At 36.7% G+C, this 24,276-nt stretch carries 20 protein-coding genes and 2 riboswitches; of the genes, 17 read left to right on the top strand and 3 right to left on the bottom strand.

Annotated elements, in window-relative coordinates; translation table 11 throughout:
* Window positions 1-150: 150 nt before the first annotated feature.
* The 16 genes from glgA (at window position 151) to JOC48_RS05810 (ending at window position 20,293) form a co-directional block, all read left to right on the top strand.
* On the top strand, window positions 151-1,623 hold the full coding sequence (glgA, locus tag JOC48_RS05885) for a glycogen synthase GlgA (protein WP_204498153.1): 1,473 nt from the start codon (window positions 151-153) through the stop codon (window positions 1,621-1,623).
* Between the two features lie 153 nt (window positions 1,624-1,776).
* Window positions 1,777-4,236 (top strand): glycogen/starch/alpha-glucan family phosphorylase, encoded by a 2,460-nt coding sequence (locus JOC48_RS05880; protein WP_204498152.1) that lies wholly within the window; start codon window positions 1,777-1,779, stop codon window positions 4,234-4,236.
* Window positions 4,233-6,131 carry an alpha-amylase family glycosyl hydrolase gene (locus JOC48_RS05875; protein ID WP_204498151.1) on the top strand — a complete coding sequence of 633 codons (1,899 nt, stop codon included), beginning with the start codon at window positions 4,233-4,235 and terminating at the stop codon, window positions 6,129-6,131. The genes JOC48_RS05880 and JOC48_RS05875 overlap by 4 nt, the downstream gene beginning before the upstream one ends.
* A gap of 360 nt (window positions 6,132-6,491) precedes the next feature.
* Window positions 6,492-7,298 (top strand): YitT family protein, encoded by an 807-nt coding sequence (locus JOC48_RS05870; RefSeq protein WP_204498150.1) that lies wholly within the window; start codon window positions 6,492-6,494, stop codon window positions 7,296-7,298.
* A 207-nt stretch (window positions 7,299-7,505) separates the two neighbouring features.
* Entirely contained in the window at window positions 7,506-8,333 is an 828-nt protein-coding gene (locus JOC48_RS05865; protein WP_204498149.1) for an STAS domain-containing protein, read from the top strand.
* A gap of 542 nt (window positions 8,334-8,875) precedes the next feature.
* A riboswitch (purine riboswitch) is annotated at window positions 8,876-8,975 on the top strand.
* Between the two features lie 311 nt (window positions 8,976-9,286).
* Window positions 9,287-9,388: riboswitch (purine riboswitch) on the top strand.
* A 403-nt stretch (window positions 9,389-9,791) separates the two neighbouring features.
* Window positions 9,792-10,823, top strand: a complete 1,032-nt coding sequence (locus JOC48_RS05860; RefSeq protein ID WP_204498148.1) for a LacI family DNA-binding transcriptional regulator — start codon at window positions 9,792-9,794, stop codon at window positions 10,821-10,823.
* Between the two features lie 23 nt (window positions 10,824-10,846).
* Window positions 10,847-11,461 (top strand): hypothetical protein, encoded by a 615-nt coding sequence (locus JOC48_RS05855; protein ID WP_204498147.1) that lies wholly within the window; start codon window positions 10,847-10,849, stop codon window positions 11,459-11,461.
* A gap of 209 nt (window positions 11,462-11,670) precedes the next feature.
* Window positions 11,671-12,561, top strand: a complete 891-nt coding sequence (locus JOC48_RS05850; protein WP_204498146.1) for an energy-coupling factor transporter transmembrane component T family protein — start codon at window positions 11,671-11,673, stop codon at window positions 12,559-12,561.
* Entirely contained in the window at window positions 12,562-13,404 is an 843-nt protein-coding gene (locus JOC48_RS05845; protein WP_204498145.1) for an energy-coupling factor ABC transporter ATP-binding protein, read from the top strand. It abuts the gene before it with no gap.
* Window positions 13,405-13,419: 15 nt separating this feature from the next.
* Window positions 13,420-14,271 carry an energy-coupling factor ABC transporter ATP-binding protein gene (locus JOC48_RS05840; RefSeq protein ID WP_204498144.1) on the top strand — a complete coding sequence of 284 codons (852 nt, stop codon included), beginning with the start codon at window positions 13,420-13,422 and terminating at the stop codon, window positions 14,269-14,271.
* 12 nt (window positions 14,272-14,283) lie between these two features.
* On the top strand, window positions 14,284-15,081 hold the full coding sequence (locus JOC48_RS05835) for an MTAP family purine nucleoside phosphorylase (protein WP_204498143.1): 798 nt from the start codon (window positions 14,284-14,286) through the stop codon (window positions 15,079-15,081).
* Window positions 15,081-15,854, top strand: coding sequence for a 2-phosphosulfolactate phosphatase (locus tag JOC48_RS05830; RefSeq protein WP_204498142.1), 774 nt, complete (start codon window positions 15,081-15,083; stop codon window positions 15,852-15,854). Before JOC48_RS05835 ends, JOC48_RS05830 begins: the two co-directional genes overlap by 1 nt.
* A 12-nt stretch (window positions 15,855-15,866) precedes the next feature.
* The gene (mtnA, locus tag JOC48_RS05825; RefSeq protein ID WP_204498141.1) at window positions 15,867-16,940 is read left to right on the top strand and encodes an S-methyl-5-thioribose-1-phosphate isomerase; all 1,074 of its coding nucleotides are present in this window, start codon (window positions 15,867-15,869) and stop codon (window positions 16,938-16,940) included.
* Window positions 16,933-17,571, top strand: a complete 639-nt coding sequence (locus tag JOC48_RS05820; RefSeq protein WP_204498140.1) for a YczE/YyaS/YitT family protein — start codon at window positions 16,933-16,935, stop codon at window positions 17,569-17,571. The genes mtnA and JOC48_RS05820 overlap by 8 nt, the downstream gene beginning before the upstream one ends.
* A gap of 207 nt (window positions 17,572-17,778) precedes the next feature.
* Window positions 17,779-19,608 carry a MotA/TolQ/ExbB proton channel family protein gene (locus JOC48_RS05815; protein ID WP_204498139.1) on the top strand — a complete coding sequence of 610 codons (1,830 nt, stop codon included), beginning with the start codon at window positions 17,779-17,781 and terminating at the stop codon, window positions 19,606-19,608.
* A complete protein-coding gene (locus JOC48_RS05810; RefSeq protein ID WP_204498138.1) occupies window positions 19,598-20,293 on the top strand; it encodes an OmpA family protein in 696 nt (231 codons plus the stop codon). The genes JOC48_RS05815 and JOC48_RS05810 overlap by 11 nt, the downstream gene beginning before the upstream one ends.
* A 129-nt stretch (window positions 20,294-20,422) precedes the next feature.
* On the opposite strand, the gene sda is transcribed toward JOC48_RS05810, so the two are convergent.
* The 3 genes from sda to JOC48_RS05795 form a co-directional block, all read right to left on the bottom strand.
* Window positions 20,423-20,566 carry a sporulation histidine kinase inhibitor Sda gene (sda, locus tag JOC48_RS05805; RefSeq protein WP_204498137.1) on the bottom strand — a complete coding sequence of 48 codons (144 nt, stop codon included), beginning with the start codon at window positions 20,564-20,566 and terminating at the stop codon, window positions 20,423-20,425.
* 234 nt (window positions 20,567-20,800) lie between these two features.
* Window positions 20,801-21,523 (bottom strand): LytR/AlgR family response regulator transcription factor, encoded by a 723-nt coding sequence (locus JOC48_RS05800; protein ID WP_204498136.1) that lies wholly within the window; start codon window positions 21,521-21,523, stop codon window positions 20,801-20,803.
* Window positions 21,524-22,029: 506 nt separating this feature from the next.
* Window positions 22,030-22,500, bottom strand: a complete 471-nt coding sequence (locus JOC48_RS05795; protein ID WP_204498135.1) for a restriction endonuclease — start codon at window positions 22,498-22,500, stop codon at window positions 22,030-22,032.
* A gap of 539 nt (window positions 22,501-23,039) precedes the next feature.
* On the opposite strand from JOC48_RS05795, the gene JOC48_RS05790 reads away from it, so the two are divergent.
* Window positions 23,040-24,119, top strand: coding sequence for a Gfo/Idh/MocA family protein (locus JOC48_RS05790; RefSeq protein ID WP_204498134.1), 1,080 nt, complete (start codon window positions 23,040-23,042; stop codon window positions 24,117-24,119).
* The last annotated feature ends 157 nt before the right edge of the window (window positions 24,120-24,276 follow it).

Below are 24,276 nucleotides of genomic sequence, written 5' to 3'. Positions count from 1 at the left end.
GCTGTCTACACGCGTCAAACGGACAGTCCTTTTCTTAGTTTTAACATGGTGAGTAACCGTCCGTAAAACCCTGATGATTGAGTTTCATTTTATAAATTAATTGTTTTAAAACGATTATTGATCAATTAAATGAAAAGGAGTGGAATAGCTATGAACATCTTAATGGTTGGATCAGAATGTACCCCATTTATTAAAACAGGAGGATTGGCCGATGTATTAGGGTCACTACCGCAAGCTCTAAAAGAACAAGGAACAGATGTACGTGTCGTTTTGCCAAAGTATCAGGAAATGAATCAGGAGTGGAAAGAACAATTAAAGCTTTGGGATGAGCTAACTGTAAGTCTGGGTTGGCGGAACCAATATGCTGGTATTGAATATATGGAATATAACGGCATAACCTATTACTTTATTGATAATGAATACTATTTTAAGCGCTCTAACCTTTATGGATATGGAGATGAAGCCGAAAGATTTGTCTTTTTTAATCGAGCAGTTTTGGAAATGGTACGAAAATTGGGATGGATTCCTGATGTTTTGCATTGCCACGATTGGCAAGCAGGCTTAATTCCTCTTTTCCTTCACACGCATTATAAGGAGGATTCATTATATCAAGGTATAAAAACAGTTTTTACCATTCATAATGTTAAATATCAAGGAATTTTTCCTCAATCTGTTTTACATGATTTGATGGACTTAGACGAGCGACTGATGACAGACGATGGGCTTGAATTTTTTGGTAACATTAATTTCATGAAGGGGGCACTCAATTTTGCTGACTATATTTCAACAGTCAGTAAAACTTATGCGGATGAGATTCAAACCCCGTATTATGGGGAAAATCTTGATGGAGTACTGCGGAAACACGCGGATAAACTAACCGGAATTATCAATGGAATAAATGATAAGGAATTTAATCCACTAACAGATGAGGCTCTAGCCTATCCTTATCGCAGCTCACTCATAAAGAAAGCCCAAAATAAAATGTGGCTTCAAGAAAAGCTTGGATTGCCCGTTAGGAAAGACGTTCCAATGATTGGGCTTGTATCGCGCCTAGTTGAACAAAAAGGGTTAGATCTTGTCGGAAGAGTGATTGATGAGCTTCTGTATCAAGACGATGTTCAATTTGTCATACTCGGAACAGGTGATTATCAATATGAACAAATGCTGGAATGGTGTCAATATAGGCACCCAGAAAAAATGTCTATAAACATAACGTTCCAAGAATCACTAGCTCGTCAAATATACGCAGCGAGTGACATGTTTTTAATGCCTTCACGCTTTGAGCCTTGTGGTATTGGTCAATTAATTGCGCTTCGTTATCTTTCAGCACCCATTGTCCGTGAAACAGGAGGGTTAGTTGATACGGTTACATCGTTCAATGAAGAAACAGAAGAGGGAAATGGATTTACATTTGCTAATTTTAATGCTCATGACATGCTTTTTTCTATTCGTCGTGCAATAAGTTTCTATCATGATGAACAAATGTGGAGAAAACTTATGAAGAACATAGCGAAGAGTCAAATGTCATGGAAATACTCTGCCAATCAATATATGGATTTATATAAAGAAGTGACACAGACAGTAGAGGGGGATATCACCCATCATTCCCTAACTCATGCATAGAGCTAAGGGTTGTACAATAAGGAACATTTTTGTTTTCTCCTATTGTCCTACACTTTTCCAAGTACAAACAAAGGTTAGGAATGAAACAGACTACATTCCCCTCGTATAATATAAATCCATGGAAGGTAGCAGGAACAAATGGAGGAAACAAGAGTGTTCATCAATAAAGAGGAATTTAAAGAAGCTTTTATCAGGAAGTTAGAAGAAAAAATTGGGAAAAAAAAGGATCAAGCTTCGGAGCAGGATGCATATTTAGCTCTTGGAGCATTGATAAGTGAAAGAATTAACCAAAAATGGCTTCAAAACAATCAAAAGGGTACGGAAAGTCGAGACAAACAAGTTTACTTCTTCTCAATGGAATTTTTATTGGGGCGTTTATTAGGAAATAATTTACTTAATTTAGATATGTTGTCATTAGTAAAGACGGGGCTAAATGAATTAGGGTTTCGTTTTACAAGCATAGAAGAAAAAGAAAAGGATGCTGGTTTAGGTAATGGCGGATTAGGGCGTTTAGCTGCATGCTTTTTGGACTCTTTAGCATCCTTAGACTTACCGGGACATGGTTATGGATTAAGATATAAATATGGTATGTTTGATCAGCGTTTTATTGATGGTAATCAGGTAGAGCTTCCAGATCAGTGGCTATCCCAGGAATATGTATGGAAAGTGAGACGTGAAGAAGAAGCGGTTGAAGTACGATTTGGTGGACATATCTTAACGCATGAACAGGAAGGAAAACTTCATTTTGAACATGTGGATTATGAACAGCTGCGAGCAGTTCCTTATGATGTGCCGGTGATTGGCTATCACAATGATACCGTGAATACGTTGCGATTATGGTCTGCAGAACCAACAGAAGAAGATATACTGGTCAAGGCAAAAAAGGAGCATTCGTGTCAAAATCTATTAGATCATCAGCGTTCATTGGAATCAATCACCGAATTTTTGTATCCTGATGATTCCACTGAAGAAGGGAAAAGATTGCGTTTGAAACAGGAATATTTCCTTGTTTCATCTGGGGTTCAATGTGTGATTCGATCATTTGAAAAATTAGACTTATCATGGTCCTTGTTTCCAGACTATAAAAAGCTTCATATTAATGATACACATCCTACGCTTATTATCCCTGAACTGATGCGAATTTTAATGGATGAAAAAAAACTCGGCTGGGAAGAAGCATGGCAGATTACACAAGCATCGGTCTCTTATACGAACCATACGACCTTAAGTGAAGCATTGGAAACATGGCCAGTTGAAATGATTCGCTCATTATTACCTAGAATTTATATGATTATCGAAGAAATTAATGAGCGATTTTGCAGGATGCTTTGGGAATCATCCCCTGGAAATTTTGATCGAATAGCTAAGCTTGCCATTATTGCAGATGGGCAAGTAAAAATGGCACATTTATCGATTGTAGGGAGCAGCAGTGTAAATGGAGTTGCCAAAATGCATACGGAAATTCTAAAAAAACGTGAAATGAAGCTGTTCTATGACATATTCCCTGATCGTTTTAATAATAAAACAAATGGGATTTCCCATCGACGTTGGTTAATGTATGTGAATCCATTATTAACAAATGCAATAGATGAAGCGATTGGTGAGCAGTGGAAAAAAGAACCAGAACGCTTACAGGACTTGTTATATCAAATCGAGGATGCTTCATTTTTAGATACGTTAAATGAAATCAAACAAAAAAATAAACAAAATTTTGCAAGTTGGGTTGAAGATAAGACAGGAGTCCAATTAGATCCTACGTCCATTTTTGATGTGCAAATTAAACGATTGCATGGATATAAACGGCAATTATTGAATGCCCTTCATATTATCCATCTATATAATCAAATAAAGTGTAATCCTACCAGTAACCTAACGCCTCGAACCTTTATATTCGGTGCGAAGGCAGCATCTAGCTATCATTTTGCAAAAAAAGTGATTAAATTAATTAATACAATTGCACAGATAGTCAATAATGATGCGGACGTGAAGGATAAACTAAAAGTAGTTTTTTTAGAAAATTACTCTGTTTCCTTAGCAGAACGAATTATCCCAGCTGCTAATATCAGTGAACAAATATCCACTGCTGGTAAAGAAGCTTCTGGTACTGGTAATATGAAATTGATGATGAATGGTGCATTAACACTTGGTACGATGGATGGTGCCAATGTTGAGATATGTGATGTAATTGGAAATGACCATATGTATTCTTTTGGGCTAAGCGCTGAGGAGGTTCAGGCCTACTATGATACAGGAATTTATTCTGCGAAAGAGACATATGAAGAGGATGAACGTATTCGCCGCACGTTGGATCAATTGATTCATTATAGCCCATTTTCAAAAGGTGGAACAGAATTCCGAGAAATTTATGATGAACTCCTTTTTAACAACGATGAGTATTTTGTGTTAAGAGATTTTAATAGCTATGTCAATACACAACAACAAATAAGTTATGATTATCAAGATATAAGAAATTGGAATAGGAAATGCTTAGTAAACATTGCTCACTCAGGAGTGTTCTCCAGTGATCGAACAATAAAATCCTATGCAGCTGAAATTTGGGGGTTGAATTCCCATAATACAGTTAACGGCTTAGGGGAGGAGAATGGAATGTGATACATCAGGGTATTTATCATAATAGTTTTGACCTTGCGTATAGAGAGCCTTTCGGAGCAGTACCGAGAGGCTCAAGCCTTTCATTAAGCCTTGATATTGATCATGATTATCATCCGGTAAAAGTAATGCTTCATTTCATTTACGATAAGTCTAATGTCAACAACATACAAGTCATGGATGTGCATAATCAATACCAGAGTTATTCGGTATACGAAACGACAATTACTGTACCAGAGGAGCTTCAACTTGTTTGGTATTATTTCGAGGTAGTAACAGAGGAAGGCCGGGTTTTTTATGGTCGCGAAAAGGCCGAAGAAAGTGGGGAAGGGATGGTCTTTGATCATGTTCCACCATCTTGGCAGGTCACTGTTTACAACCCAGAATACGAGAGTCCTACATGGTGGAAGCATGCAATTATTTATCAAATTTTTCCGGATCGCTTTTGTTTGGCAGGAGAACTCCAGCTTGAGAAGGCCCCAAAAACGAGTTTAATGCATACCCACTGGAATGATGATCCAATCTATATTAAGGATGAAGATGGAAAAATAAAACGTTGGGATTTTTTCGGAGGAAATCTCCAAGGAATAATCGCAAAATTAGACTATATTCAATCACTAGGGGTCACCGCTATCTATTTAAACCCTATATTTCAAGCAGAGAGCAATCATCGATATGACACGGGAGATTATCATAAGGTAGACCCTTTGTTAGGAACGAAAGAGGACTTGGAGAAGCTCCTTATCGAGGCTGGAAAGCGGAACATCGAAATCATGCTAGATGGGGTGTTCAGTCATACAGGAAGCAATAGTCTCTATTTCAATCAAAAAGGAGAATATCCATCTATCGGTGCTTATCAATCCGTTGAATCTCCCTATTATTCTTGGTATAACTTCCAACACCATCCGGATCTTTATGATGCTTGGTGGGGGATTGAAACGTTACCGACATTAAACAAAGAAAATGAGAGCTATCAACAGTTTCTCATCCATAATGAGGACAGTGTCATCAAAGCATGGCAAAAAGCTGGCGTGAAAAATTGGCGTCTTGATGTTGCAGATGAACTAACAGACGACCTTATTAAACAAATCTATCAACAGCTAAAAAAAGAAAATTCCTCCTCTGTTTTATTAGGCGAAGTATGGGAGGATGCTTCAAATAAAATAGCTTATGGCAAACGAAGAGAATACTTACTTGGTGGGGAATTAGACTCTGTCATGAATTATCCGTTGCGTCAATTTCTGCTAAGTTTTATGAATGGCGAATGGAATGCACATACACTAAAAAGGAAACTACTTACTTTATATGAGCATTATCCGAAGCAATATTTTTATGCCACGATGAACATGTTATCGAATCATGATGTTGAGCGACTCAAAACAGTGTTAGACGGTTTCATGTCAGAAAAGATGCCAAGAGAGGAAAAAAATAGAAGGATAACGGAACAAATAAAAGCACTTAGCTTGTGGATTTATACTTTTCCAGGTGTACCATCCCTTTATTATGGAGACGAGGCAGGTTTAACCGGAGGAGAAGATCCAGATAACCGGAAGCCTTACCCATGGGGAAGGGAAGAAAAGGAGTTAGTAACCTGGTATCAAACAATAGGAGGCTGGAGACGAGAATATTCGGCACTAAGAACAGGTCACTGGAAACCACATGTATTGCATAACGATGTGCTGGCATTTGAGAGGTGGAATGCTAATGGGAGGGATGCGTTTGGTAACAATAGTAATAATGAACATTTCCTCTACCTGATGAATCGAAACCTGCATGAAGAAGTTGAGATTACACTTCCAATTCGACAGGGAAAGTGGCAACACCTGCTTGATTACCGCATGTTTCATGAAACGGTGCGCATCAGTCCTTGCGAGTGTATGCTACTAAAGCTTAGTTGATGAATTTGTGCCTTGAAATAAATGTGAAATTTGGTGCCACCTCTGCATAGGTAAAAGTATAGCGATGAGTGATAGGCACCTTTTCTCCATTTAAGTGACCTTGCCTTCTATAAAGGATGTTCAAAAAGTTACCAAATGATAAGCGGTGCATCTATTCGATGGTTCGTTCTTCCGGTCCTCATGTAGGGAAAGCCTACACTATAGTCCTCAAAAACTTCGCCGCCTCGATCTACTTGTTTCTAATTTACCGACTTTTTAAACACCATTTATAGAAAAATCAGATTAAAAAAATTTCAAAGCAGTGAACCACAGAGTTTTGCTATAATTGCTTCTAGTGCTGGCAGCAGGAGGTTTATCTTGATGAAAAATGTGATTATTATCATCGGTTCTTTAATTATTGCTTTCGGTTTTAATTTTTTTCTTGTTCCTTATGGAATTTTAAGTAGCGGTGTAAGTGGTATTGCTATTTTACTCGGTATAATTACCCCATTTGAAATAGGTCTCATTAATTTGGTGCTTAACTTGCCTTTACTTATATTAGGTTACTTGAAATTAGGTAAGGAAATTACGATTAATACAATCACATGTGTCGTTTCACTTTCCGTTTTTTTATATGCATTACCAGTTGTTGCAGTAACTGAAAATATATTATTATCAACCATATTTGGCGGTATTATTGGTGGAACTGGAATTGGTCTCATTTTAAAGTACTCCGGGAGCTCCGGTGGTTTGGACATTATTGCAATAATTATTACCCGTATTAGTAATATGAGTGTCGGAATTTTATTAACAGGGATGAATGGAGTTATTGTACTTATTTCTGGAGCAATATTTGATTGGGAGATTGCTTTATATACTTTGTTATCGATTTATATTACTGGCAAAATGATTGATACCATCCATACCAATCATATTAAATTAACGATGCAGATTGTTACATCCAAAGGAGATAAGATTCGAAAAGAGTTACTTGATACCGTTTATCGTGGTATGACGGTTATGGAAGGTTACGGCGGTTATTCTGAACAGAAGAAGCAAGTATTAATGATGGTTGTCACTCGATACGAAACGGTGCGAATTAAGAAGATTGTCCGCAAACATGATGAAAAAGCATTTATTAACATTTATGAGACGGTAGAGGTAGATGGTGAATTTGCTAGGAATTAACTTGTAATTGCAAGATCCACTATGAAATACTATCTTAACGTGAAAGAATCTGACTAACAGTTTGACTCCCCAATGCCTATTGATTAGACTACATTTGCAAACTTCAATTTTTCCATTTTTTAGTGATAGATAGTTTAATGACCATATAAAAAGGGTATAAAATTTCGAATGTGTTTATTGAGGTATATTAACAAGGGGGAATAGTTGATGAATTTTACTTTTGAGCATTCATACCGTCTAAAGGAATTCTTTGAAGAAAATAGTCAGAAATTTGAGACTACACTTTTAACAGAGGCAGTCAATGTCAAAGATAAAATCGATGAGATACTCAGAATTGGAAATATTGATTTAGTTAACAATGCTCATAAACTCATCGTATACATTATTGACGGACAAGATGAAAAACTTAAAAGTTTTGCAAAAAAAGAAGGGATAGCATGGGCAACCCATTCCATCGCACTATCATTTAAGTTGGAATGGGTTCAAGCCATTCGAAGGACTTTGTGGAATTTCATACAAAACTATTATCACTTATCACGTAATAATGAGATATCGGATTTTTTTCGGCTTGAGAAACAAATGAACAACCGAGTGGATAACTTTTTAAATGCTTTTTTTATTAGCTATTCTACATATAAGGATGCTCTAATTAAGGAACAGAAGGAGTTGGTTGAAAATTTATCGGTTCCGATTATTCCAATAAACCCTGCTATTTGTATCTTACCATTAATCGGATCTTTGGATAAATCGCGGATTAACATTATTGAGGAAAAGGTTTTAACGGAGGTTGGGAAGCTGCATATTCAAACATTAATTATTGATTTATCAGGGATAGCTGATATAAAGGATGATTTAATTGGTGATTTCATGAAAATTATTGACGGTACATTCATGATGGGATGTGAAACAGTCATTACAGGCTTAAGTAAAGATGTTGTTAGAAGTATGACTCAATTAGGCATTAGATTTAATAATGAAACCCAAACTCTTGGAAGCTTACAACAAGCATTGGACCGTTATTTAGATGGATATTGAAAATTATACAAATTTTTTTTAAAATGAGCAGAAATTAAACGAAAAGCTGATATTCGTGTAATTCAACAAGGAAAATGAGCAGAAGTTAAACGAAAAGCTGACATTCGTGTAATTCAACAAGGAAAATGAGCAGAAGTTAAACGAAAAGTGACATTCGTGTAATTCATCAAGGAAAATGAGCAGAAACTAAACGAAAAGCTGACACTCGTGTAATTCAACAAGGAAAATGAGCAGAAACTAGACGAAAAGCTAATATTCGTGTAATTCATCGAGGAAAATGAGCAGAAATTAAACGAAAAGCTGATATTCGTGTAATTCATCAGTAGGCTGAGGCGTTGCCCACGGAAAGCGAGTGTTTTTCCTCAGCATCGGTTATGCACTCTTTTTATTCATTAGATTAATGACAAATCATCTTTTGTTGCCCATTATAGGTCAACTGCGTAGTAAAAACACCAAAGAAACCGAAAAGAGCCTATTGAATCCAGGAACAGCAATAAATTCGTTAAATGTCCGTTGACGAATTTTGTCATTTCATATAAGATATAAAAAAATAATAAAATACTCATATAATTTTAGGGATATGGCCTAATAGTTTCTACCTTGCACCGTAAATGCAAGACTATGAGTGAAAACATCTAACTTTAAGCTTCTATACCAAGAATATAGCTGTAATTAATATACTGGGGTTAGTACAGTAAAATCCTAGACGCGTCCATTTAATTTTTCAGGCTATACTAAAAAAGCCTAAGTTTGATAGAATTCGCTCAGCAAATGATGGATTTATCAAACTTAGGCTTTTTATATTTTAAATTGAAGAAGCGCTTCCCGTTTATAAATGGTGGAGGATACATTATCTATAAACGAACGATTCATATGGTTTTTAAATAAACATTCGTTTTATGTGTTGACGAACCTCGAATAGGATGATATATTTACATCTGTAATAGATAATAAAAAACAAAAAAATAATCACTCATATATTTTCAGGGATATGGCCTGAATGTTTCTACCCTGCACCGCAAATCTGCAGGACTATGAGTGGAAGTAAATCTAGGATCCCGCTTTTCTATTAATATTGAAAGGGTCTGGTCCAAGCGATTTACATACCATAGTAAAATGGTATGACACCGAAGGGATAAAAGCCCAGGCGGGTAGGTTTCACTTTTAGAAAGAACTGAGTGAATTCTACCCATCTGGGCTTTTCTATTTGTTAAAAATCGGGAAGCGCTTCTCGATTTTAGTTGAATGGTAAAAACTATATTAGTTTGAATATTCAAAAAACTTTGTGAGGTTTCATTCCACAAAAGGAGACAACCTTAATTATCACCTATAAAATGACATTAATTCCTGGTTAGCGAATAAGGAGAATTACGATAATTAAGGGAGGGTGGAGAATATAAAGAGTTGTACAACTTTTGCAATCGGGAAGCGCTTCCTGATAACGAGGAGAAATATACGATGAGTGTAACCATTTATGATGTTGCTAAAAAAGCTGGTGTTGCAATCTCAACTGTCTCACGTGTTCTAAATAATACAGGGTATGTAAGTGAGAAAACGAGAAAGCGTGTAATGGGAGTAGTAGAGGAATTAAATTATGAGAAAAACATGTTAGCTGTTGCATTAATGAAAAAGCAAACCAAAACGATCGGTCTTATCATTCCGGATATAACGAACCATTTTTATGCAGATTTAACTAGAGCAGTAGAAGATGAAGGAAACCGCCATGGTTTTAATGTGATCTTGTGTAACACAGATAATGATATGGAAAAGGAAGCATCATATGTTTCATTTCTGTTACAAAAGAATATTGATGGAATAATTTTCGCATCACCCAAGAAAGATGATCCAAATATTAAAGCACTATGTGATAAAAATCCGCAATTCCCGATTGTTCAACTGGGTGGTGAAGTTGAAGGGGTTAATACTGATAAAGTGTTGGTTGAAAATAGTCAAGGTGCTTATGATTTAACGAAACATTTAATTGAATTAGGCCATGAATCATTCGGAGTGGTGTTAGGCCATCGGAATAGCTTGGCATCGAAAGATCGTTTGGATGGGATTAATATTGCGATAAATGAAGCGAACTTAAGACTTGTAAAACAAAACATTCTTTATGGTGATTTTAAAATGCAAGATGGCTTAAAAAGCGCACTTCAATTATTAAAAAGTAAAAATAGACCAACTGCAATTATTGCAGCAACTGATCTATTAGCAATTGGATGTTATCAGGCTGCAAAATCAATAGGATTGTCCATTCCGGATGATTTATCTATCACAGGATTTGATGATATCGAAATAGCGCAGGCAGTTGAGCCTGCATTAACAACTGTCACATCACCAATAGAGCAATTAGGTGTACGAGCTGTTGAGATGGTTGTTTCAACGATTGAAAAACCGAAAGCTTATAAAGAAAAGACAGTCTATCAACCTACGATGGTCATTAGGGGCTCCACAGGAACACCCGTTAATAACTATACAGTTAGTTCATAAAAAATTATTTAGGGGGAAGAAGAGTGAAGAACAAATTATCTACATTAGTTGTTGCCATGATTCCAGCAGGGATCGCATTAAATTGGGTTGCAAATTCAATTGTTGAAATGTTGAAGCTACCTTTGTTTTTGAACAATATTGGAAATGTATTAAATGCTATTGTACTTGGTCCTTGGTGGGGAGTAGCAACTGCAGTTTTGACGAACTTAGTAATAGGTTTAACGACCCGCTGGACAATTATTCCATTTGCATTAGTAGGTGCGGTAGTTGCACTGCTAGGATATTGGTTCTTTAAAAAAGGATTCTTCAAAAGTATTCCAAAAGTTATCGCTGCCGGAGCAATCACAGGAGTTATTGCTTCAGCATTAGGATCTGCAGTAGCTGTTTATGTTTTTGGAGGTTTTGCCGGAGCAGGTGTTGATATTTTAACAGCAGGTTTAGTAGCAATGGGAAATAGTATTGCGGTATCTAACTTGATTGCAAACTTCCCTGGTACGTTCTTAGATAAAATTTTAACTTTTTGGGTAGTATTTTCTATCTTAAGAATCTTCCCTGTTAGATTCCTTCCAAATGCAAAGAAGATTCAAGAAGGATTGGGTATGAACAAAGGTAAAAAGAAAGATGATAAAGCGGCATAAACAAGCCGCTTTATCTCCTTTTAAGTGCATGTTCAAAAAGTCGACGAATTAGAAACAAGAAGGTCGAGGCAGTGTAGTTTTGAGAACCGGAGTGTAGGCTTTTTAATACATGAGGATCGGAAAAACAAGCCAACGATGAGATTCGCCGTTTATCATTTGGCGCCTTTTTGAACATCCTCTTTAACTATTAATCTAGGGGGGATTACAAGATGAATTCCATGTATGTTCAAGGAAACAGTTTTTTACATCAATTGGATCCAAGAACGAAAATATTATTTGTTTTCTCGATCATTTTATTTGTCTTTTTATTCTATGATCCAATGTTTCAATTTCTCGTTACCGTATCACTACTACCAATTGTTTTCCTTTCAGGTCTTACAACGCCTTACTTGAAAACCGTTAAGTTTATGTTTTTATTAGTCTTTTTAATCATAACTGTACATGGCCTATATAACCCAATGGGTGACGTCACAAAAGTAACGTGGCAATTAACTGAAAATTTATCATTTAAACACGATGCTTTAATTTATGGAGCGGTTATGTCGTTTCGAATTCTTTCAATTGGAACAGCTACATTACTTTTTGTGATGAGTACACATCCATCAGACCTAGCCAATGCGCTAGTAAAATGGAAGGTACCACATGCTGTAGCATTTATGATTCTATCTACGTTTCAATTAATTCCGATTATTGGACGTGAGGCTAAGGTGATTATGGAAGCACAACAAGCGAGATGTTTGGATGTGAAAGCAAATATGATTCAACGGGTAAAGCATTTAATTCCATTATTTGCACCGTTGTTTATTACCTCATTTATGCGGGTGCATCAAATGTCACAAGTTCTGGAGTGCCGAGGTTTTTCATCAACAGGACCGAAGACGAGCCTTCGCGAGATGACAATCGGTTTTCGCGATTATGCTTTCTTGACGGCCATTGCTCTTTTCGCTCTTGCTGCAATCACATTAAGAGCTGTTGTTGGAGGTACCCTTTTACCGATCACGGATTTCGTTCTTATGTCTGCTTTGATAGGAATTTGGATTGTATGTAGTATCTACTTCTTTGATTTCTTATGGAAATCAGTTAGAAAGAAGGTCGTATAAATGGAAAACAAAGCAATTAAAGTGGAAAACTTAACTTTTCGTTATCCAGACGCAGAAAGTGATACGCTAAAAAACATCTCATTTGAATTAGACTATGGAGAAGTATTAGGGATAATTGGTCCTAATGGTGCAGGAAAAACAACTTTAGCGATGGCTTTAAAAGGATTAATTCCTCACACAGTTGATGGAGAGATCCAAGGCAAGATTATAGTAGATGGAAAAGATGTTTTGAAACACGATATATCTGAGCAGGTTTTAAATAGTGGTCTTGTTTTTCAAGACCCTGAAGGACAATTAAGTCAAATGTCAGTTGAAGAAGAAGTGGCCTTTGGGCTTGGTAATATTGGAGTCCCGCGAGCCGAAATGGTGAAGCGAATTGAAAAAGCTTTACAGACAGTTGGACTTGCAGGTTTTGAAAAAAGAAGCCCGCTAGCTCTATCAGGAGGTCAACAGCAGCGATTAGCCATTGCTTCTGTAATGGCAATGGAACCATCGATTATGATGATGGACGAACCAACAACAATGTTAGATCCAGTTGGTAAAAATGAAGTGTTTAAAGTATTGAAGAGTTTGAAGGAAAAAGGAATGACCGGGGTTATTATCGAGCATGAAATTGAACGCCTAACGATGTATTGTGATAAAATTCTCGTTTTGCATGAAGGAGAATCGATTTTATTTGGTACCCCTAAGGAAATCTTTTCAGACTTAATGCTGCTTAAGAAATTTAAATTGCGAGGGCCACAAGTAACAGAAGTTGCTTATGAGGTTTTTAATGATAAAGAGCAAATTCCGGTTGTTTTAGACGAAGCAGTTCAATCTTTTTCGAAAGAGCTAAAAGCATAGAAGGAGGTGGCGGTGATGAGTGCATTTCTCCGTGTTGAAAATTTAACACACATTTACCCGGGAAAAATAAAAGCATTAGAATCGATTAACTTGGAAATTGGGGAAGGAGAAGTCGTTGCTGTTTTAGGTAGGAACGGCTCTGGAAAAACCACTTTAGTGAAACATTTTAATGGGTTATTAAAGCCGACAAAAGGTAATGTTTGGATTGGAGATATGAACGCAAAGAAACATTCTGTTGCTAAATTATCTGCTAAAGTAGGTTACGTATTTCAAAACTCAAACCACCAAACATTTTTACCATCCGTTGAGCAAGAGTTAAGGTATGGATGTGAAAATATAGGACTAGATGAAGAAACAATTCAAGAGAGAGTAGAAAGAGTAACAGAACTATTTCAGCTTGAAGATATTTTGGAAACTAACCCATTTGATTTAAATTCTACGCAACGAAAAGAAGTTGGGATGGCTTCTATTCTAGCAATTGAACCAAAGGTAATTGTTCTTGATGAACCAACGACAGGTCAAGACCATGCAGGAAGCGAACGAATTAAGGAAGTCATTACCATGCTAAAAGAACAGGGCCATATCGTCATTCTAGTAACACATGACATGCAGCTAGTAGGTGAACTAGATTGTCGAGTCGTTGTCATTTCAAATGGGAAAAAGCTAGCAGATGGTGCTGCTCGAGAAGTGTTTAAGGATAAAGCAATGTTAAAAGAAGCATCACTGGAACCACCTCAAGTAATGACATTAGCGGAACAGTTAACTTCATTTGGCGTTAACGATCATGTACTTACTGTGGAAGAAATGATTAAGGAATATAAGCGAGTAAAAAAACTAGATATAAATAAACAATTACAAACATCTTAGGAGGAATGAATAATGAAGGTTGGAGTAATCGGAGGAACAGGTTTTTATAATTTATTAGATCAAGTAAATGAAATGACAGTAGATACAGAATACGGAGAAATTCTAGTTTATCAAGGAGAGCATGCTGGGAAGGAAGTTTATTTTATCCCACGTCACGGTGCAAGCCACGATTCTTTAGCTCACCAAGTAAACTACAAAGGAATCATTACAGCAATGACAAAACTAGGGGTAGAAAAAGTATTGGGTATGTGTGCAGTAGGTTCATTAACACTTGATATTCCAGTTGGTGGATTTGCTTTATTAAATCAATTTGTTGATGTGACAACAAAGCGTGACAACACGTTTGGCAAATACTCTTGTGATATGAGCACACCATATTGCCCGGACTTACGTAATGATTTTATCCAGTCAGCAGAAAACTTAAATATATATTTATATCATAATGCGACTTATATCTGTGTAGATGGCCCGCGCTATGAAACAAGTGCTGAAATTAAATTATATGCATCGTGGGGCATGCATGTCGTAGGAATGACTAATGCAACGGAAGCAGCTTTAGCTCGTGAAGCAGGATTGTGCTATTCCGTAGTAACAATGGCTTCAGATATAGCTGCAGGAATTACAGATACACCACCAGATTTAGCAATGCACAAAAAGGTTATTAATGAAAACAAAGATAAAATGGCTAATTTAATCTTAAATGCTATAAGCAATGTTACAGAGGATTCTACTTGTGGATGTAAAGCAGCGTACGAGCGTGCAATTAAAGCCCGTGAAGACAAGCTGAAAAAAGCTGGGGTGGCTAACTAATGCCTACGATAGAAGTTGCTAGCTTAGCACCTCTTGTAAGAATGGACGAGAAGCCAGTATGTATCGTTGTCGATGTGGTACGCGCTAGCACATCGATTATTACGATGATGGAAAAAGGGTGTCAAAGTGTTCTTCTATTAGGAAGCTTGAATGAGGTTGAAGCGGTCAAATCCGCTCAACCTTCTTTATTGATTTGCGCAGAGGATGCGTCAGGTAATACAGCTCCAAGTGCAGATTTTAATCCATCACCTACTGAAATGGAAGAAGACTTTTTAAATGGAAAACAAACAGCACTATGCACTTCTAATGGAACGAAGACCGCAGCAGCATTACGTGATGGTGGCATCGATGATATGCTCATCGGTTGCTTGCGTAATGCAAAGGAAGTAATGAGAGCAGCCGTCTCATTAGCAGAACAAAAGGACAAAGACATAGTGATTGTTTGTGCTGGTAGAGAAGGTGCGAACGTAGCAGCAATGGATGACATGTACTGTGCTGGTGTCATGGTAGAAGAAGCTATCAACCTAGCAAATGATAAATTAATCGTACGCGACACAGCACTGATGGCGAAGCATTTGACTGAAATTTATCCAGATGGTTATACGGCACTTCGAACGTCTGAAAGTGCCAGAAATATGTTGAAGATTGATAAGGATATTGACTTACAGTATTGCGGTGAAGTAAATCAATCGTCCGTTGTTCCTATTATTAACCTCGATAATAATTCCGATAAAATGCTAGTAGAAGGTACAAAAAAATCAATGATCATTTAGGGAGGAGAAGCAATGACATTAACAGAAAAGTTAAAAACGATAGAAAGAGATGGCCGACAATTACTCTTGCCTATTTGGAGAGACGGTGAAAAAGTTTTTTTGATAGACCAAACGAAATTACCTTTTTCTTCTCCTGTATATGAAATGACTACCGTTGAAATGCTTGGGAAAGCAGTGAAAGATATGGTTATACGCGGATCAGGGGCACTAGGGCTTGCTGGTGCTTACGGGATGTTCTTGGCAGTTAAGCAGCATGGAAGTGATCAAAAAGCGTTGCTACAGGCTGCAAATTATTTAAAATCAACGAGACCAACTGCTGTAAATATGATGAAAACGATTGATGAAATGCTAACCAGAGTCTTTAAAGCAGATGATTTTCTCGCATCTGCACATGCTGTTTCTGAAGAGATTGTTGATCGCCAGCTTTCCTTTGAAATGCAGCTTGGTAACCATGGTGCTGCATTAATTGAGGACGGAGATACAATCATGACCCATTGTCATTCTGGTGCAGTAGCTGGTGCTGGTTACGGTGGTCGTGCATTATCTGTGATTCGAGCAGCACATGAAAGTGGTAAAGAAATTGAAGTTATTGTTAATGAAACACGTCCTTACTTACAAGGTGCTCGTATTACTGCCTGGGAACTACAACAATTAAATATACCTTTTCGATTAATTACCGATAATATGTCTGGCTATTGTATGTCGGCAGGTCTTATTAACAAAGTAGTTGTCGGTTCTGATCGTGTGGCAGCGAATGGTGACCTTGCAAATAAAATAGGGACGTATCTTCATGCACTTGCTGCACAGGATAATGGTATCCCTTTTTATACTGCAACATCTAGTCATACGATTGACTTTGACATTAAAAGAGGCGGGAATATTGAGGTGGAGATGCGTGCTTCTAATGAAGTAACTTCCTTTGGTGGTATCCAAACAGCCCCAGAGGGAACAGAAGCATTGTACCCAGGATTTGATATTACACCAAACCACTTAATCTCTGGAATAATTACTGAAAAAGGTGTTGTTACTCCAGAATATACGGAAAATTTAGCGAAGCTGTTTAAAGAAGACGAGAGCAATGTATAAACGTTTTAACTGGTCAGCTTGGCTGTTTTTTCATATCGGAATTTTAATCATGGCTACAGGTATCGTTATGATGATTAGGGCTAATTTGGGAGCTTCTCCCTGGGATGTCTTTCATGTTGGTGTGTCCAGGCAAATTCCAATTTCATTTGGGGTTGCCATGCAATTAACTGGTTTGATGCTTGTATTAATCTCTAGTATTTGGACAAGAACCTTTCCAATGATTGGTACCATTTTAAATATGATCTTTGTAGGCCTATACAGTGACTTTGTATCATTTTTCATTCCTGAAATGGAAGGTATTTTTAAGAGCATCTTATTTTTTGTGCTAGGGATGATACTGTTTGCTTTAGGAACAGCAATCTATATTCGAACAAAACGAGGTTCTGGTCCGCGTGATTGGCTAATGCTCGTTATGTTTGAAAAGCTAGGCTTAAAAATCGGTTGGTCTCGTACAATGATGGAAGTAGCCGCAGTTATTTTAGGAATCTTATTAGGTGGACCATTTTTCTGGGGAACCATTATCATATCCCTAACCATTGGTCACCTCATTGCCCTGCACCTTTACTTATTAGACAGACTAATGAACAAATTTCAAACCAAAACCAACCAATATAAAAGAACAGCCGCTTAATTCATAATGAAAGGGACAAGGGGATATAGAACCCTTGTCCTTTTTTTCTCTCCTGTTTATCGCTAAACTCTCATGGTCGGGACGCGGGACCTGTCCCTCCGTCCCATAAAAACAGACACATGATTTCCGAATGTGAAGAATATCCATAAGGAAAGAGGTACTTGTCTATTCGTGATCTGTTGAATTTTACAATAGGGGGGAAAATATATGCTAAAAGCAGTGCTGCAAATTTTCACTAGTGAGCAGAAAGCTGAAGCAATTTTATCAAATCCAATGATTGAACTCATTTTCATGATTCTATTCCTCGCATTTTTTGTTACTTTTCTCGTCCATATTTGCTTGTATCATAAATTGAAAAATATTCGTAACTATTTAAAAGAAACAAACCGAATGGATATTGATCCATTGCGGGACTTTAAGGAGCAGTTTGACCGAAAACAACAAGAGGAACCGGTGAAAGTTGAAACCTTTGTGCAAGAGAAGTTTTCCGGTTGGCGCTTGTTTAATGTACCAGTTGTCAGTCTTATTAAAATGGTTCAGATGACGGTATCTGTTTTTATATTAATCGGTGTGTTAGGGACATTTATAGGATTGACCATGTCATTAGGTAGTATCGATGCAGGTGGAGATCAATTAGTGGAGGATGTTGCTAGTGTTTTGGCAGGGATCGATGTTGCATTCTACACAAGTATTGCTGGAATGGGATTTTCACTGATGATGACAGTGATCAATAAAGTGTTCAATACAGAGTATTTACTTACCGATATTATGTTAAAAGTGGAGTCAAATTTAGAAGAAAATGAACAAAATGGCTTTCGTAAATTGATTGACGTCTCTGAAACGATTAATAAGTCGATTCTCAAGCTTCAGGAGACCAATCAAAAATCATTACAAGGAATAGAGAATTCGTTTAATGGTTTTAAAGATTATACAGAAGGATTACAGCAATCAGCAGAGGATTTGGCTAAGTTTAATGACGGGCTGTCCAATAATTTACAAGAATTTCATGTTTTATTCTCTAGTATGAAAGAGATTACGGATGGATTTGATCAAGCTACTACGAAGCTTAATAAAAACTTCGATCAACTATTTGATTATTTCAAAAAAATGGATGGAAGGAATGAACGACTGACCAAAACATTCGAGGATACCTATGAAAAAATAAAGGAAGTTTCAACAACACAAATCGATACATTACGTCAATTCGAAGATTCAGTTGAAGATCTGAAAACATTTACCTCTTCTACCGTTGAGGGTCAGGAAGCAGCAAAAGATGCATTTGAGAAAATGAATCGAAAGAGTAATGATTTGGTAAAACGAATGGAGGAACATAACAAGGAATTTAAACGAATATTTGGAGACAGCCTTAGCTCTAAGCTATCTAGTATTAGCTCTCATTTAAGTGAACTCACCAATGGCTTTGATCAGTTAGGAGATTCAATTGTTCAGTTACCACATGCACTAGAGACTATTAATGAAACGCAAGTAGAATATAAGCATCTATTATCGGATCGCTTTGAAGAATTGAAGCAGTTTAATAAAGACTTTAATAACCATTTAAAAGCTCATTCTGCAGATTCCGTAGCATTTGAAAAACATTTGCTTGATGCCACGAACACCTATGAGCAAGTGGGGATAAAAAATAATCAGCTAATTCATGAAATAAATACAACGATATCACAGATGAACAATGTGTTTAACCAACGGGAGAATCAGCTCGAAGCAAATGTTGGAATGTTAAAGGATACGCTCTCTAAATATGTCAACAGCTTAGAAGGGACGCTTGGAGATAAACTCGATAAGGTCGTTCGAAACATCGGTGATTATGTGGAAATTACAAATGACGGGATTAAGAAGGAATTTAAGGAATTACGCCTCATTACGGAAGAAATCCAACAAAGCAGTTCTCGCTATACGCAGCAAACATTTAATGAGCTCAGCCAAGAAATTCAAAAATTAAATCGTCAACTTCATTCGTTTAGTGGAGAAACAGCCAAACGAAATAACCGTGTAGGGATGACCCAGAATGATCAATAAATACCAGAGGCTTTTTAAAAATGAACAGGGAGAAAATCATTTTTGGCCATCTTTTACTGACTTGTTAACAACCATTTTGCTCTGCTTTGTACTTATTTTTATTTGTATGATGGTGATTAAATCTCTTCAAATTGAAGAGATGAAGCGAACAATTGATCAAATCATGGGTGTTCGAGCCAAGCTTGTTAACGATTTGAATGAGGAATTTAGCGGCTCTGACTTAGGTATTGAAGTAGACGAGAAAACAGGTGCGATAATTTTTAGTACAGAAATTTTATTCGAATATGATGATGCACAATTAAAGGAAGATTCGTTTCAGTTTTTAGATGAGTTTGTACCAAAATATTTGGATATCTTATTAGAAAGTGGATATGAAGACTATGTATCTGAAATCATCATTGAAGGACATGCGGACCGAACCGATACGTATTTGTACAACCTACAGCTTTCACAGGAAAGGGCCTACAGTGTAGCAGCTTATATTCTCGGTGATCAATTTCCCTATAACAATATCCAGGATCATTTGCAGGATAAGTTAACGGTAAATGGAAAATCCTTTACGGACGTTCGCACCGACGAAAATGGTGAATATAGTGCTGAAGCTTCACGGAGAGTGGAATTCAAGTTCCGCTTAAAGGATGAAGAGATTCTCGAAAAGACGAGAGAGCTATTACAAGGAGGTTAATAAAGCCAAGAGAATATTCTCTTGGCTTTAACTTTCATATGTTGAGGGGTCTGACCCCTTGCTTTGGAACGATTATTATTTATAACAAATTTATACGTGGCTATTTGGTTCATTTCCCCTATTTATCAATCACACGTCACCATTCACTACTTCAAAATCAATTCCCCTACGTTCTATTTCTTTTTTTAGTAGATTTATAAAATCAACATCCATCTTCTTTTGTTTTGCTTCTCTATATGCCTCGACTAATAGTTCATTCGACAATGAATGCATAGTCATCCTCCTAGTAAATCTATTCTTGTTGATTATTTGCCCTTAATACAATTAGCATAAACATATGTTCCTTCCGATGAAAATTCGTTCATGAGCAATAAACTACATTTCAGCTAACATTTTATACAAAATAGTTATCGGATTTTACCATTTAATTTTTGTTAAAATTTTTCTAATTACATAGTAGAAAAAAGTAGTAAATGATTCATTAGCACTAGTGACTGCCAATTATTTTTAGTAACTTTTAAATATGTTCATACGTTGTTTAATATTGTTTAATTGAGTTTTTGCAATAAAAGCATGACTATCGTAGTTATCAAAATAGGCTAAATAAGTGTTACCAGAAGGTTCAATATAATTTAACATGCTTAAGTTAATGATATAGGACCTGTGAGACCTGTAAAAATCAGCATCTAGCTTTTCCATATAGGATTCTAGCGTTTCTTGGGTTTCAAAGGTTTTATTCGTAGTATGAATTAAAACCTTATGTTGAACTTTCTCCAAAAATAATAGTTCTTCCTTTGGTATATAGTGATGATTTGCGCCTTGACGAACATATAGTCTTTTAGAATGTGATGAGTGCTGTGAATAAATCGACACTTTTGCATTTTCTAAAGCACGAAATAATCTATCTATTGTTACAGGCTTCACAACGTAATCAATCGCATTGATATCAAAGGCGTCAGTAGCATATTCACTATAAGCGGTTACAAAAATAACTTTTAGGTTTGGGGAGTGTTGTAAGCATTCTTTGATCGCTGTTAACCCATCTTTTTTGGGCATGTTTATATCAACAATTGCAATATCTGGTTTGTGAATAATTGTTTTATAGACTAACTCTTCGCCGTCCTTTGCATGTTCTATGACCTTTATTCCAGGAAATTGCTTCGTGAAATCGGATATAATTTCTAATGAATAAGGATGATCTTCTGCAACAATCACCGAAAGATGCCTCATCTTTATCCCTTCCTTCGCAGAAAACTTACATGTTAAAGTTCTAGTTTAACATTATTTTCCTTCATTCATCCTCTTAATGGAAAGAGTTAAAGTATTATTTTAAACAAAATAGAAAGTGAAATAGATTAATGAACAGTAAAAAATGACTTTTCTATCAAAATCGTTATGTATTCATTATAAAGGTAATCATTCAATGATGGGTGTGGTAATTTTTGACGATTGAAATTGGAAAGAAATAAAAGAATATGAGGAGTTGGAAAAAGTTTTAAATTATTGCCAGGGCAATAATTTAAAACTCCACCTTAACGGGACATGTATGTTTGGGATTCTACCACGGGTCCGTTTCAACGTATACCGATAGATAAATGAAAAGATGTTTTTGAATATTGGATCAAAGATTAAGAGGGTGGCATAACATAGGAAGAAGTGGGAGAGAGTTCTTAAAGTACGGGACTTTTTCCACTTATATTTTTTAAAATAATCCCGCCATCTTTGACGGGATTATTTTAGTCTCGCTTATGTTGTGTTGATTTTATTGCCTTTCTCCACTTACTCTTAGGTGCTCTATAATCCTTTAGCATGATTAAAAAATCATCTCGATTGAAAAGCTTCACTTTATTTTTATGTGCCTGGTTGATAGCAGCTTTTGTATAATAACGATTGGTTACGACCCACTTATTGGTGGCATTATCATATCCATTTGCACCAACTACAGCATTAATAGCCGAAACACCTACATTTGCTGTATTGCGCTTTGCTTGAACAATGATAACATCTTTTCCTTTTCTTAAAACTAAATCTGCATCCAAATTATCAGACTTGGGTGGAAGATTCACCAAGTATCCTTGCTGCTTAAACAGGTGGTACAACAACTCCTTAAATTCACTCTCACTCATTTGATCAACTTCATCGATAACAAAGTTTCCTTCTTGATGATTAAGAGAATTAGAAAAAGCATGACCTGCTTTTGAAAGCATCCTCTTAAAAACGGAATATGTGATGTAAGACAACGTAGTTAGGAAAAAGAATGTGAAAAAGGTTGTTAATAAAGTATTTGAAGGAAACAGCTGTGCAAACGCCAGGATAATGAGATTTGTAATACCTAAAAATTTTGCTTTATCACTAAAATCCCAATATATAAATTTATTTATTTTTCTAAATTGCTTAATGTAATATTTAAAAATGATAAACACCTTCCATATTTTTGCTGTTTATATACTTGCCTGATTGAAGGAGGAATATACGAATAATTTTTTTAGAATGGTGGTGATTCATTTATAAGAGGATGTTCAAAAAGTCACTAAATGATAAGTATGACTTTATCAATAACAATCAATATATTGGTCACAATGAAGTATAATGGGCCTAGAGTGGAGTTTGTCGGACAAACAGTTGATATATTTCGACCCAGTCTTAGCTGTTGCAGCACATGAGTTGTAACTGGATAAATTTTGAGCTTTGATTGTAGTTTGGATATAGTCGAAAAGCACTCAATAAAAACAAAGGCGGGATAGGAATGGGAAAAAGAACAACCTTTAGTATTATTGGGGGAGCAGGCTTTCGGGCACAGTATTATTTTCGAATTGCCCAAGCACTCCCGGAAGTGTTTCATGTTAGTGGAGCTGTTGTGCGTGATGAGGAAAAAGGGAGATTAATGGAGGAGCAGTGGAATACGTCAGTTTATCAGACAGTAGAAGCACTATTGGAAAATGAGCAGCCGGATTTTGTTGTCGTTTCCGTTAAGTGGGAAGCTTGCGCGGATTATTTGCTGCAACTATCCGAGCTAGGCATACCCGTATTAGCAGAAACCCCACCAGCACCTGATTTGGATGGACTGTTAAAGTTGCATGAAGAGCTGACGACAAAGGGAGCATGGGTACAAGTTGCTGAGCAATATCATCTTCATCCAATCCAACAGGCGAGGCTGTCGATGATTCAGGCAGGTCGGTTAGGGAAAGTGAGAGAGACAACCGTTTCCATTTCACATTTTTATCATGGTGTAAGTCTTTTGAGGAAACTGTTAAATGTCGGATTTGAGGAAGCAGAAATCCAAGGTAAGCGTTTTATGACTTCGGTTGTTGCCGGACCAAGTCGGGCAGGGTATCCAAAGGAAGAAAAGTTGGTTACGGTTCCTCGTGATTTAGCGTGGGTTGATTTTGGCGGAAAACTTGGCATTTATGATTTTACGCAAAACCAACATCGTTCTTGGATTAGATCCAATCATTTGTCAGTCAGGGGGGAGCGTGGGGAAATCTTTGATGATCGTATAAATCTATTAGCTGACTACGAAACACCGTTACATATTGATTTGAAGCGAATCAATAAAGGGGAAAAAGAAAATCAAGAGGGCTATTTTTTATTAGGCATACTTGCAGGCGAAAATTGGGTGTATAAAAATCCATTTGCCCCAGCGCGTTTGTATGACGATGAAATTGCTATTGCCCACTGCTTGCAGAAAATGGCAGATTACATACAAGGAGGTCCCAGCTTTTATAGTTTAGCAGAAGCTTCACAAGATCATTACCTAGGGTTACTGATGGAAGAAGCTATTACCACAGGAAAAACAGTAAAGGCTGTGAAGCAACCATGGGGGTAGAGCGCGAATAATGAGAGTAAGTGTCCTCCCTACGCATACAAATGTCCACAGAGGGGGTCAGACCCAATGTCATCAAGCTAAGCTCCCAATGAATTACCAATTGGTTTATTTTATGTGTATCACACAAAATACAATTAATCTTCACACTTAAATGAGT

This window comes from Aquibacillus albus, from assembly GCF_016908325.1.
GTDB classification, from domain to species: Bacteria; Bacillota; Bacilli; order Bacillales; family Amphibacillaceae; genus Aquibacillus_A; species Aquibacillus_A albus.
Note: the sequence above shows the minus strand (reverse complement) of the source record. Positions and strands in the feature narration are given on the sequence as shown.